The sequence below is a fragment of the Bacteroides faecis MAJ27 genome, from assembly GCF_900106755.1.
GTDB classification, from domain to species: Bacteria; Bacteroidota; Bacteroidia; order Bacteroidales; family Bacteroidaceae; genus Bacteroides; species Bacteroides faecis.
In genome coordinates this window covers 368,991-383,451 of the sequence record NZ_FNNN01000001.1, presented here as the reverse complement: position 1 = coordinate 383,451, position 14,461 = coordinate 368,991, and the positions used below count along the sequence as shown (strand labels likewise).

The following is a 14,461-nucleotide window of genomic DNA, read 5'->3' as shown; positions in this document are numbered from 1 at the left end:
AACAACTATGATGAAGAAAGTATTATTTGCATTAGCTGTGCTGTGCACGGGCTTTTGGAGTTGCAATACCTTGGATTTGAATGACGTGGGCTACGGAGATGGTGACCGTCTGAAGGCTTCCTCCGTTAAAGAAATATTGTATGGCACAGCCGATGGCTGTTGGAAAGCTGACTATCAGGGGCACGAGTTTTACTTCCAGTTTCATGAAGACGGAACAGTAACACTGGATTCGGACTTTCTGGAGATGGCGGTAGAAGGAAAAACATCATTCTCTGCCAAAGGTAAGGAAGTGGCACTGGATATTGAGAATTGCGATGTCCATCTGCAAAACCTGGGAAGTGAATTTGTAGATACCAAGTTTGTCGTATCAGAGATTCCGGCAGAAGGAGAGGCACCGCAGCTGAACTTATACGGTGAATCTACCGGCAATACCATTGAACTGCAGCCGACTACACAGGCATACATCGATGGCAAAGTCGCTTCAAAAGCGGACTTTACCGAACTCTTCGAGAAAAACTTATTGGATAATCAGTCCATCTGTGACGCTTCCGGCAATTTTATCGGTTATTATGGCCTGGTACTGAATGGTGTCAACGATCTTTCTGTCAAAGTAATAACGATTGAAAACAAAGATGGAAACGATGCGAACGGCCATACGCAATACTATGAATCGAAATTGACGAAAGAAGGGCAAATCTTCAAACTGGATACGCCGGTGGAACAGATTAAATCGGTGAACGGAGCCACTTATGCCTTCAAAGCCATTGACTGCACCGGTGATGCGGTGGCGGTAGACGGTATGTCAAATGTAACCCTGACCTCCAACAAGGGAGCGGTCAATGACTTCGACTATGTGACTTCCGGAGGAAAATTTACACTCGGAAAAGCGCAGGATCACGGTGCCGCTTGCGATGAAATATGGGCGGGAACAGGCGGACAGGCTACAAGCTCCGGCGGAACAATCGCCGATATAAATGCCATGAGTTATGACTACGGATGGAATGGAAGTCCGAAACAAAGACCGCTCGTTATCTGGACATGGTGGTTTGCAAACCTCGCTTTCCCGAGCAGTGAAGAAGGAGCAAGCATCCTGATGAATAATTCCGATAAAGACCGTGTCCTATTTAAGAACATATCCGGCAGCGGACAGACCTGTGGCGGCGGTACTCTTAATGCGACGGAAGTGGCCGAGATAAATGCCTACTGTAAAGACCTTATAGATACTTGGTTCAATGAGAAAGGACTTTTTGTCGTTCGTCACGACCGTCAGAGTGCAGGAGATAAATTCTACATCTATCTTTTGTGTCCCGATACGGAAGCCACTTCGAAAGGTGGAATGTGGATGAAGTATCAGAGAGACTGAGAATGAATGTGGATAAGATAGTATAAGCTGATGATGCTGATGTACTTAACTAATTAATAATTAATAAATGAATAGATGATGAAAAGACTGTTTTTACTGATGATCCTAAGTGTAACTTCGGTGTTATGCTTGAATGCTCAAACCAAGTCGTTGCACCAGCTGCAACAGGAATTCGTTGATTTACGCTGTGGTATGTTCATTCATTTCAACATGCCGACCTTCTTTAATGAGGACTGGCCGGACCCGGATGCTGCTCCCGAGCTTTTCAACCCTGTCAGGATGGACTGCAAACAATGGGCAAAAGCGGCAAAATCAGCTAACATGACCTACGGATGTCTGACAACGAAACATCATAGCGGTTTCTGTATATGGGATACTAAAACGACAGATTATAGCGTAATGAGCAGCCCCTTCAAGCGTGACGTGGTAAAAGAATACGCCGACGCATTCCGTGCCGAAGGGATGAAAGTGATGCTCTATTATTCGATCCTCGATACGCATGCCCGGCTGCGTCCCAAGTGTATAACTCCGCAGCATATCGAAATGATCAAGGAGCAACTTCGCGAACTGTTGACCAACTATGGTGAAATAACAGCTTTGATTATTGACGGTTGGGATGCCCCGTGGTCACGTATCTCTTACGATGACGTACCTTTTGAAGATATTTATCGTCTGGTCAAATCAATCCAGCCTAACTGTCTGGTGATGGATCTGAATGCAGCGAAATATCCTGCCGAGGCTTTGTTTTACACGGACATCAAGTCTTACGAACAAGGAGCCGGACAGCATATCTCGAAAGATACCAACCGTCTGCCTGCCTTGTCTTGCCTGCCGTTACAGCAGAACTGGTTCTGGAAAGAAAGTTTCCCGACTACCCCTGTGAAGTCTCCGGCACAAATGGTCAATGACAACATCATCCCGATGGGCAAATCCTACTGTAACTTTATCCTGAACGTGGCTCCCAACAGAGACGGCTTGATGGATGCCAACGCATTGAGAGCTCTGAAGGAAATAGGTAAACTGTGGAAGAACGATGGTCGTGTGGCAACGGTTCCTGAAGCGGATGCTCCTATTATCTCTTCCAATATTGCCAAATATCAGCCTGCCGAAGGTACATGGAGCAGTGACTATGCTATCATGGACTTTGCCAATGACGATGATTTCGGGACTTGCTGGAATTCTAATTCTGAAGTGAAGGTGCCCTGGTATTCAGTGACTTTCGAGCGCGAGAAACCTTTCAATATGGTGGTTATTACGGATCGTAACAATGACCGTTTGCAGGAATACCGTCTGGAATACCGTACGGGTGGTACATGGAACCTTCTTTACGAGGGTAAGGCTCCTACCGGTCTGCGTGTGAAAATCCACCGTTTCGATACGGTTTGGGGGGATGCGGTACGAATGACTGTCTTAAATTCTAATGGTACTACTTCCATTGCAGAGTTCGGAGTATATTGTGAGAGAAGATGATGAATTTATCTTAGAGTTAAATCATTGAATTTATATAAAATCACCATCAGGTAAAGTCGTGCTTTTTGATGGTGATTTTATTTCATCCAACTCTTTATCGTACGTCTATATTTCCCTTTTTGTGGGACTTGCGTGTAGAATAATATTTGGATTTAGGCCAAACATTTGTATCAGCTTTCTAATGGTCGATCCGATGGCTTTTGTTACTTTTCTTGCTTATTAATGTTTCATTTATATTATATTTAGTATATTTGTTCCCGTTTCATTTAATAAGACATGAACAATAATACTTGCTATTAATATAATGAGAAGATGTCTGATATTATGCCTTTTTACATTTATTAGTTCGTTGGTCTGTTGGGCTGATGCGGGTAAAGATGCTTATCTTTTTCGGAAAGTCGATTATCAACAAGGGCTTTCTAATAGTGCTGTGCTTTGCCTCTACCAGGATAAAGCAGGGTTGATGTGGTTTGGCACTTATGATGGCGTGAATTGTTATGATGGGAAAGGTATCGAGGTCTTTCGTTCTGATTTCTCAATGAAAAAGACGTTGAGTAACAATGTCATTCATTCTATTCAGCAGGCAGATAGCAGTTGTTTGTGGATTACTACACATTTGGGAGTTAATCGTTTCTCGCAAGATTCGCGTCAGGTAGTGGGATATTATGATTTTACAGATGATTATTATCTGCATTCCAATCCGAAAGGAGATACTTGGGTAGTAAGCAATGAAGGAATCTTTTATTATAATACTTATCATAAAAAGTTTGTCCATTTCAAAAATATAGAGACTCCTGTCGAGAATATGGATCACCGTGCTTTTGTCACGGATGATGGTGTCTTATGGACTTTTCCACGGAATACAGGTAGTCTGATTCAATGTTCATTAGATGGCTTCGACCTGGATACATTGTCTGTCCATCCTACTGTTTCATCTTCTGATTTTCATGCAAAACCTATCGATAATGTATTTTATCAGAATGGCATTCTCTGTTTTGTGGATGCAGAGCGGGATCTTTATGTATATGATATTTCCAGAAGATCTAAAATCTATATTCGTAACCTTTCTTCGTTGGTGCAACGATATGGGAAAGTTGTGGGAATTGTTCCTTTTTATGAAGACATTATAATTGCTTTTCAAACCAATGGTTTAGTACGTTTACGCACCTCGAAAAAATATGAAGAAGAAGTGGTGGACCGTAATGTACGTATATATGATATTTTCCGCGATCCTCATCAGAATATTCTTTGGGTAGCTTCTGATGGGCAGGGAGCTGTCATGTATGCTAAGAAGTACTCGATAGCCACTAATCTGATGCTTAGCAAACTATCATCCAATCTAAGTCGACAGGTACGTTCTGTCATGACAGATAAATATGGCGGATTATGGTTTGGCACGAAAGGAGATGGACTTTTACATGTACATGACTATGAAGGTGGTATGGATGCTTCTGCTACTACAGTTTACTCTCCAGTAGGCAGGCAGGATGCTTCATCTTATACCCGTTGGAATAGAGAGTTTCAAGCATACTCATTAAAACAAAGCCGTTATATGGATGGCTTTTGGGTAGGATCGGGTAATCCTGGACTGTTTTACTATTCTTTTGCAGATAAAGCCTTGCATTGTGTTGAGGATAAGTCTGCAGATCCTATTATCGAAATACATGATATCTATGAAGAGAATGACAGCGTACTCTATGCGGTTACAGCTGGGGTCGGATTTCGTAAATTGATATTGGAGAGGAAACAAGGGGAGATTCACCTCAAATCGCAAAAGCGTTATCATTTCTTTTATGAACAAAAAGAGATAACCATGTTTTATCCTATGTTAGCTGAAGGAGATTCCATTCTTTGGTTGGGAAGCCGGGAAAAAGGGTTAATTCGATTTGATAAACAGACAGAAGAATATAAAGTCATTTCTTTGAAAGAAATATTGCATAAATCTGTTGATGATGTACTTAGCCTGCATCGTGCTAAAGATGGTAGGATGTATGTAGGAACAACATCGGGACTAGTGTGTTTGACCTTTAATAAGAAACAAATCAGTGCCTCCTATATCGGTAGAGAACAAGGGTTGCTTAATGATATGATTCATGGCATATTGGAGGATGCAAATGGTTTTTTATGGCTTGGCACTAATCGTGGACTTATTAAATATAATCCCAAAAACACTTCTTCGCATGCTTATTATTATGCCGCCGGTGTGCAGGTGGGCGAGTTTAGTGATGATGCCTATTATCAATGTCCTTATACCGGACGTCTTTTCTTTGGAGGCATTGACGGTTTGCTTTATTTGGATAAGGAAGTGGCGACAGCTCCGGAATTCTATCCGAACATATTATTACGTAAGCTAATGATTGGACGTAAGGAGGTTAATCTGGGGGATTATTATACCGATGGTGGCAAAGCGTTAAGTTTTAAAGGAGCGAAGGCTTCTTTTTCCCTTTCTTTTGTTGTTCCAGACTTTCTTACTGGAGGGGATGTGGAGTACTCCTATATGCTGGACGGATTTGATAAAGACTGGACCTCGTTTAGTAGTATAAATGAAGCATCGTATCTAGAAATACCTTCGGGTAGCTATGTTTTAAAGGTCCGTTATAAGAAAGATGTATTTAATACGGAATATAAGGTGTTTTCTATCCCTTTGTACATTCTTCCACCTTGGTATCTTTCTACGGTAGCCTATGTCATTTACTTGCTGTTTTTCATATTAATAGCCGGTTATCTGATTCATTTATTAAGAAAATATTTTCTCCAGAAGCGTATGATGCAGCGGCTGTTGACAGCAGAAAGCAATGAAGCTCTACCGGAGTCCGCCAGTCTTAATCGTGAGTTACTGAATCGCTTTACGTCCATTTATCGCTCTTGTGATCAGCTGCGTGCGGAAAATCTCCCTTATGAACAGCGTCTCAGAATTATGGAGCAGGTACACGAGACGGTTATTGCAACTCTTTTCCGTCCAGGAACTTTGGCTGTAGAAGAACTTAAGTCATTTTTCCCTACGGAATATGCGATTACTGGTTGTATGTGCATGAAAGAGCTCTCTATAGAAGTCTTGCATGTGTTGGAAGGACAGGGCGTTGATATATCTTCTGTAAAACTTGCTATACCAGAACACTTTGTTTATCCTGTTTATAAGAATGCTTTACGCTGTATGCTCTATTGGTGTTACCTTTATATTGGCGGAGTAAAACATAAGTCGGATATTGTAGTGGATGTAAAGGAAGAGGAAGGACAGATGTTGCTGCAGTTCTCTACTGTAGATGATACTCTGAAGGAATTATATAAGCAACTTTCCGGTTCGGAAGAAGAGGGAAGAAGAGATACTAAGGAAACAGAAGAGGCGATAACTACCCGCCAATTACTGTTTTCTGTGCAAGCGGCTTTGAGACAGCTGCATGTCACGCTCCACTATGCCGACAGAGAAAAGGATCATTTATTGACGTTAGCCTTTGAACCGGCTATCATCAAGGAGACTGAAGAGCATGGGAAGAAAACGGTTCTTCTGCTGGAGGATAGGGATGAAATGGTATGGCTGATAAGTGATCTCCTAGCAGATGAATTTGTTGTTTGTCCGGTGAAAAGTGTACAACTTGCATTTGAAGAAATACGTAGATCAGCTCCTGCTTTGTTACTAGTTGATATGTTGATGTATGCAAAAGCAGAGAGTGACTTCCTGGAATATGTGAATAAGAATCGTACTCAACTTTCGAAAACGGCATTTATTCCAATGTTAAGTTGGAAAGTAAGTTCGTCCATTCAGCGTGAATTGATTATGTGGGCTGATTCATATATTGTACTTCCTTATGATATTATATTTTTGAAAGAAGCCGTCAATAAAGCTATTTACGGTACTCGGGAGGCAAAGCAGATTTATATGGAAGAGCTTGGTGACTGGGCCGGACGCATTGTTTGTACTACAGAAGAACAGGCAGACTTTATCCGGAAACTGTTACAAGTGATAGAACAAAATCTTGACCAGGAAGAATTGGGATCAACCTTAATTGCCGACCGCATGGCGATGAGTCCGCGTCAATTCTATCGCAAGTTTAAAGAAATATCCAATGCGGCTCCCAGTGACTTGATAAAGAGTTATCGGATGGAGAAGGCTGCACGATTGTTGCAGAATGAAGAACTTTCTATTCAGGATGTTATCGCTGAAGTTGGTATTTCCAGCCGTTCCTATTTTTATAAAGAGTTTACCCGCCGATTCGGAATGACGCCGAAAGATTATCGGGAGCAACTCCGATAATGCTATCCCCACTATCTTATTCTTTACTAATTGAGTTTTATGGATGTATTACCCGAATCCTTAGATCAGTAATTCCGGATAATTAAGTCTTTCGAGGTCCTTATTTATTCGTTCCACTATAGTTGGGTGTAAGAGGAACTATAGTGCTTCTTGCGTCCAACTATAGTGGAACGAAAGGAAAACTACAGTAGAACGAATGAATTTGGACTGATAAGAAATTAGTTTTTCAAAGTCTTTCGGTTAATGATTCGGGATTCCTTCATTCCTTCTGTTCTTTGGTCGTTTGGGTGACAGATATATTTGAATTCATGTCTGTATAGATTTTATTTACTACTGCTTACGAATAAACTTTTTAATAAAAGTGGCGAAAAGGCGGCTATTATAACTTGATACAATGTGCGCAAACTTGTGCTCTGTTTGTGCGCAAATGAATGCTATGTGTTGATATATAGATGTTTATAATGTGCTTTATTTCTCCTTTCTGTTCTATGAATGAGCATTTTTATTTTGACATAATTTTGTCACTTCTGCGGAATATTCTTAATATTAAAAGTTTTTAATTTGCCTCCGCTTATAAGAATATATAGGCGATTGATAACCTTAGTATTAATTAAAAAAAACAAAGTAACATGAATTTGTTTGAAATGGAAAAACATCACACAAAGACATTGTGGCTATTGGCATTACTGCTAACATTTAGTACAGTAGTGTGGGCACAAGGTACTCCTGTAACAGGGCGTGTGTCTGATGAAAAAGGCGAATTGCTCATTGGAGTGAGCGTTCAGGAAAAAGGTACTACGAATGGTACCATAACAGACACCAATGGTCAGTATAATCTGAAACTGACGAGTAACAATCCCATTCTTATCGTATCCTATATAGGATATAAATCACAAGAGGTAAAAGTAGGCAAACAGAAAGTGCTGGACGTAATTCTTGCAGAAGATGTATCGTCACTGGACGAAGTGGTAGTTGTGGCTTACGGACATCAACGTAAAGTGTCGGTAGTAGGTGCGCAGTCATCTATGAAAATAGAAGATATAAAGATGCCGACAGCTAATTTATCTTCTGCTATTGCTGGACGTTTGCCGGGTGTAGTAGCTGTGCAACGTTCAGGAGAACCGGGGCATGATGATTCTGATCTTTGGATCCGTGGTATTTCTACACTGGCGGGTCAGAACTCTAAACCACTGGTATTGGTGGATGGTGTGGAACGTAGTTTCAATAATATCGACCCTGAAGACATTGAGTCGTTTACGGTGCTGAAAGATGCTTCTGCCACAGCTGTATATGGAGTACGCGGTGCTAATGGTGTAATTCTGATTAAAACCAAACCGGGTAAGGTGGGCAAGCCGCAATTCTCAGTAGACTACTATGAAGGTTTTGTGACATTGACAAAGAAACCTGAAATGGCGGATGCCTTTACGTATATGGATGCTGCCAATGAAGCGTATATGGATACTAGAGGCAGTATGTTATATTCTCCTCAATATATTGAGGCTACGAAGAAAGCCCATGGATTACTACCGAATGATAATCCACTGATGTTCAATCCTTATTTGTATCCGAACGTTGATTGGATGAACGAATTATTCAATGACTGGGGACATAATCGTCGTGTAAATGTAAGTGTGCGTGGTGGTGTACCTAATGCCACTTACTACGTTTCATTGAGTTATTATAATGAAAAAGGTCTGACACGTACCGCTGAAATGGAGAACTATGATGCTAACATCCGTTACGACCGCTACAATTATACCGCCAATTTGAACTTGAAGCCAACAGAAACGACTACTATTGATTTGGGCTTCAATGGTTTCCTTTCTATGGGTAACTATCCGCAGCAATCTACCAGTGACTTGTTTGCGTCAGCCATGGAGATTAATCCAGTCTATTTGCCGTTAATGATGCCTGATGGTTCTGTACCAGGTATCTCTACCAATGGTGACCTCCGTAACCCGTATGCCGATTTGACTCGTCGTGGTTACAAAAATGAAGCAAGAAATCAGTTGAACTCCAACATTCGTTTGACGCAAGACCTTGGTTTCTGGAAGTGGAGTAAAGGGCTTACCGCCTCTGCCATGTTGGCTTTCGACGTGCATAACAGTCGTGACCTGAAGTATAACAAACGTGAAGATACTTACAATTTTGCCGGAACTAAAGACGAAAACGGATTGTGGAATGATGATGTATTTGATGCAGATGGCAATTATCGGTATGCACTGACCTATACAGGACATAAAGATCTTGCATTTGACCAAGGCGCTTCCGACTCTAGAAGTACTTACTTTGAAGCTTCTTTAAATTACGACCGTTCGTTCGGTTTGCATCGGATAGGTGGTCTTTTGCTTTATAACCAGAAGATTTACCGTTTGAGTTCTGACAATCTGATCGGTTCTTTGCCCTATAAGCAACAAGGCTTGGCTGCCCGTGCTACTTATTCCTGGAACGACCGTTATTTTTTCGAGGCAAACCTTGGGTATAATGGTTCCGAGAACTTCAGTCCAGAAAAACGTTTCGGTTTCTTCCCTGCATTTGGTCTTGGCTGGGCTATCTCTAATGAGGCTTGGTGGGAATCTTTACAAGAAACTGTTTCTTACTTTAAAGTGCGTTATACAGATGGCTTAGTTGGTACGGATGCTGTAACAGGACGGCGTTTTATGTACCTAGACCAGATGGCGAGTGTAGATGGTTATCGTTTTGGCGACCAGAATAACGGTGTTGGTGGTTGGGGGTTCAGCAAGTACGGAGCCAATGTCGGTTGGTCTACTTCCCGCAAGCAAGACTTAGGTGTTGACTTAAAATTTTTCAAAGACAATCTTTCGCTGACATTAGATATCTTTAAAGAACATCGTAAAGACATCTTTATTACCCGACGCGTTATTCCTGATTATTCTGGATTCGTAGAAATGCCTTATGCTAATTTGGGAGTGGTAGACAATAAGGGTTTTGAAGCTACATTGGAATATACACAGCAACTCGGTAAGAAATGTTTCCTGACTGTCCGTGGTAACTTCTCATGGAATGAAGATAAAATTATAGAGAACGATGATCCCCGGGTACAGTATCCGTGGATGGAAAAAAGAGGAACGAACGTGAACGGACGTTGGGGATGGATCGCCGAAGGGTTATTCACTAGTGAAGAAGAGATCATGGACCATGCCAAGCAGTTTGGTGAAGGGCATCCGGGACAGATTTCGAAAGTGGGTGATATCAAATATAAGGATTTAAATGGTGACGGAGTAATTGACGATTATGATAAATGTCTGATAGGTCAGGGTGACGTACCTAAGATTTATTATGGTTTCGGTGCAGATTTACAATTAGGTGATTTCTCTGTCGGTGCGCTCTTTGCCGGAAATGCCAAGGCAGACCGTTGTTTGGGAGGCAATGCCATGTATCCTTTTAATGATGGTTCAGGTATTACGAACTTGTTTGCAAACATTACTGACAGATGGTCTGCTGACAATCCGACTAATCAGGATGTATTCTATCCTCGTTTGCATCATGGAAACAATGCGAATCAAAATAATATGAAAACCAGCACATGGTGGCAGAAAGATGTCAGTTTCCTGCGTCTGAAACAGTTGACTATTGCTTACCAACTCCCGAAGAAGTTGATTAATCAAACATTCCTGAAGAGTGCGCGTATTTATGTGATGGGCACCAACCTATTGACATTCTCTAAGTTCAAATTATGGGATCCGGAGTTGAATACCAATAATGGTACTGCTTATCCTAATGTACGTACTTATTCAGTAGGTGTGAATGTAAGTTTTTAATAATAATCAGTTAGCAAGAAGGATATGAAAAATATATTTAAAATAGGAACTTTGGCGCTGTGTTTGGCGGTCGGACTTAGTTCGTGCAATGATTTCTTCGATGCAATCCCCGGTGAACAATATGACTTGGAGGATACGTTTACTAATCGCTCGAAGACAGAACAGTTTTTGAATAACGTGTATAATTATGTGCCCGATGAAACATTAGAACGTTCTGCAAGGAATACGATGTCGGGGATCTGGACAACCGGTTCGTTGGAATGCAAGCTTTCATGGGACGGAAATAATGGTAGCGAATGGGCTTCCGGAGCCACCTATGCAGGTTCCTCATGGATAAACTTCTGGTACATCGAGTATTATAAAGGAATTTCTCGTGCCAGTACATTTATCATGAATGTAGACCGTTGTTTGGAAGCTTCGGCCGCACAACGCAAACAGTGGAAAGCGCAAGCCAGAGCTTTGCGTGCTTTCTATTACTTCATGATTTTCCGTTCCTACGGTCCATTTGTGATTTTGGGGGAAGAACCGATTCCATTGGATATTTCTACTGCTGAACTGCTGAAAGAACGTAATACGGTAGATGAATGTGTGGATTTTATGGCGAAGGAATTTGATGATGCGGCAAATGAGCTTCCTGATAGATATGACGGATCCAATTTGGGACGTATAGACAGAGCTGCATGTAAAGCTTTCAAAGCGAAAATGTTGTTGTATGCGGCAAGTCCGCTATTCAATTGTAATCCCGATTATGCCGCCATCGTTAATCCGGAAAGTGGCAAGCAACTCTTCCCGCAAGATAAATCGCAGGAAAAAGCGAAATGGGAGGCTGCTCGTGATGCTTACAAAGAATTCTTTGATGAATACGGTAACACTTTCTCTTTATATACGGAGAAAACAGCCGATGGAAAGATTGATTTCTATGAATCTTATAGAAAAGTGACATCGGGAGTTTTGTACGGCACAGAGAATAAAGAACAGATTTTCATTCGCTTGGCAGACCATGATTACCGGGCTTACGAGACCACGCCTTATCACAAGGGGTACGATGATAATAATGGTGCTTTGAGAGGTGGTCTGGGATTTGGTGTACCTCAGGAAATGGTGGACTTGTACTTTATGAAAGACGGTCGCCGGATTGTTGACGATACGAACTATAAAGAATATGAGGGGGTACCTTCTAATGAATATTTGGGATGGTCGAGTGACTATACTGACGAAGTAGTTCCTTCCAGAACCTATTTCAAGAGCAATTTGAATCAAACATTGAAACAATGGGCTAATCGCGAACCGCGTTTTTATACGAACATTACATTCCATGGTTCTACTTGGTTGAAGACAGATACTCCGCGTGGAGAAATAACCACAGAATTGACTTATAACGGTAATTCCGGTTATGCTAATGCCAATTGGGATGCCCCTTACACAGGTTATGGTATGCGTAAAATGGCTTCAAAAGAAGGACGTAGCGGGGCTAACAGGCATTGTGCAACTTTGCTTCGTTTGGCTGACATGTACTTGGGATATGCTGAAACGTTGAGCGCTTGTGACCAACGTAATGAAGCGATTAAGTATGTAAATAAGATACGCGCCCGTGCTGGTATTCCTGGATATGGTGCGGTAGGTACTACGGACGATAATGGATTTGCATGCATTCCTTATGAAGATACACGTGACGGAGTGGACAAACGTATTCATCGTGAACGTTTGGTTGAGCTGATGTTCGAATGGAATCACTTCTTTGATGTACGTCGTTGGAAAGTAGCCGATATGGCTGTAGGCGATGATTGGATTTATCCTAAATATCATAGAGGTGGAGAAGGCGGACCTATTCATGGTATGGCTTTCCGTTCGGATGCTCCTGCATTTTTTGAGAAGGTAGTAGTAGAAACACGTACATTTTTGCCTAAACATTACCTCTTCCCGATTCCTGACGAAGATGTACGTCGTAATCCGAAGATGGTACAAAATCTGGGATGGACAACGGAGTAATATACTTCGGATGTCCGATCTGCGAATGAATGAAAGAAATTAATGAAAAGAAAAACAATGAAGATACCTCAAATAAGATGTAGCGATGTGAATGCAGTGAAGAGAATCATTTTTCTTTGGGTGCTGCTAATTCCCTTTTGTCTGGCAGGATGTTCGTCCGACGATGATGAAGGAGATAATGGAGGAGAAGGTCCGAACGAAGATGCTCCGGTTTCTTATGTACTTGGTTCGGGTAACACGAATATGCCCTCCAGTGGTACAATTATAGCGCAATATGCTGATGCTCCTGTCGGTTCGGAAATCAGACGTTTGGTAGACGATAATGCTGATACGAAGTATGTTACTTATCATAGTAGTTTCAACATCACTTGGAATGGAAATAGTAGTAAGGCTGTCACTGCCTATTCGTTGACCTCGGCTGCCGATACCCCCGAAATGGACCCGAAAGATTGGACACTCTATGGTTCTAATGATAATACTACGTGGACAGAACTGGATGCGCAGACAAACCAACTTTTTGCAGCGAGAAAAGAAGAGAAAAGCTATGAAGTGGATAATGCAACTTCCTATCGTTACTATAGACTTTCTGTTGAAGCGAACAATGGTGGTGCTGCCACGCAGATAGCTGAATGGAAACTGGTTGCCATGCGTTCATATACGGAGAATATCAACGACTTGATTGCTAGTAAAGGTTCCAGTACGTTTAGTGCGATAACTCCGATGGGCAGACAGCATGAGAATGACAGAGAAGCTACGGCAGCGGACCTGAAATGGCTTGCCGACCCTGCTGAAGAACCTGAACCATTTGGAGATGGCGGGACGAAGATGGCATGGAATACATTCAATGTTGTATCCATTTATCCAAATGGAAATCCTGTGATGTCTGATGTAAATCAGCGTTGGGTAGGTGACTGCTGTGCTTGTGCGGTGATTGCTTCGATGGCATACCTCTATCCCCGTTTCGTAAAACACATTATCAAGGATAATATGGACAAAACATACACAGTTACTATGTATGATCCGAAAGGAAAACAAATATCAGTGGGTGTAGGCGGCGACTATTTTATCGGTAATAGTGGCGATTTAGGTGCCTTAGGCGGCAGAAATAAAGAAGTCACTTGGGCTACGATTCTCGAAAAGGCTATGATTAAGTGGAATCAGATCTATCAAGGTAGTTCTAATGTAGGTGGTATCGGTACTGAATATGTTTCTGCTATCTTTACCGGCGACGGGGAAAGTGTAGGTTTCGGTGCAAATGCATTGATTGCCGAAGACTTGCAACGCGCGGTGGAAGTGTCGCTCAAACAAGGTAGACTGGTGATCGGTGGTTTTACAAGAAGCGGTGAACAGGTAGATCAAAACTGGCAGACGACCAGTGGGCATGCGTTTACGTTTATCTTGCCGGATGATAATACTCATCTTTTCAAGATGCGGAATCCTTGGGGAGGTACTACCGACGGTGTGATGAAAGTGAAGGATGACGGACGGATTCCGCCGATGATCGACTTACGTATTTGTGCGCCGGGAGCAGCCAAGAATTATGGAGTGGGACCGGACTTGGGAGGATATATACCTAATTTCTAATTTCAAATCTTAAAAGAAAAA

Annotated in this window: 6 protein-coding genes; all 6 read left to right on the top strand. The window is 41.9% G+C overall.

The features are described 5' to 3' along the window. Positions 1-7 precede the first annotated feature (7 nt). The gene (locus tag BLW31_RS01140) at positions 8-1,363 is read left to right on the top strand and encodes a hypothetical protein (RefSeq protein WP_010536573.1); all 1,356 of its coding nucleotides are present in this window, start codon (positions 8-10) and stop codon (positions 1,361-1,363) included. Positions 1,364-1,441: 78 nt separating this feature from the next. Next, entirely contained in the window at positions 1,442-2,833 is a 1,392-nt protein-coding gene (locus BLW31_RS01135; RefSeq protein ID WP_022301961.1) for an alpha-L-fucosidase, read from the top strand. Between the two features lie 304 nt (positions 2,834-3,137). Beyond that, complete coding sequence (locus BLW31_RS01130) at positions 3,138-7,085, top strand: helix-turn-helix domain-containing protein (protein WP_022301962.1); 3,948 nt, start codon at positions 3,138-3,140, stop codon at positions 7,083-7,085. A 629-nt stretch (positions 7,086-7,714) separates the two neighbouring features. Beyond that, positions 7,715-10,867, top strand: coding sequence for a SusC/RagA family TonB-linked outer membrane protein (locus BLW31_RS01125; protein ID WP_010536576.1), 3,153 nt, complete (start codon positions 7,715-7,717; stop codon positions 10,865-10,867). Positions 10,868-10,891: 24 nt separating this feature from the next. Further along, positions 10,892-12,856, top strand: a complete 1,965-nt coding sequence (locus tag BLW31_RS01120; RefSeq protein WP_010536577.1) for a RagB/SusD family nutrient uptake outer membrane protein — start codon at positions 10,892-10,894, stop codon at positions 12,854-12,856. 57 nt (positions 12,857-12,913) lie between these two features. Continuing rightward, a complete protein-coding gene (locus BLW31_RS01115; RefSeq protein ID WP_029425281.1) occupies positions 12,914-14,440 on the top strand; it encodes a C2 family cysteine protease in 1,527 nt (508 codons plus the stop codon). Positions 14,441-14,461: the final 21 nt, after the last annotated feature.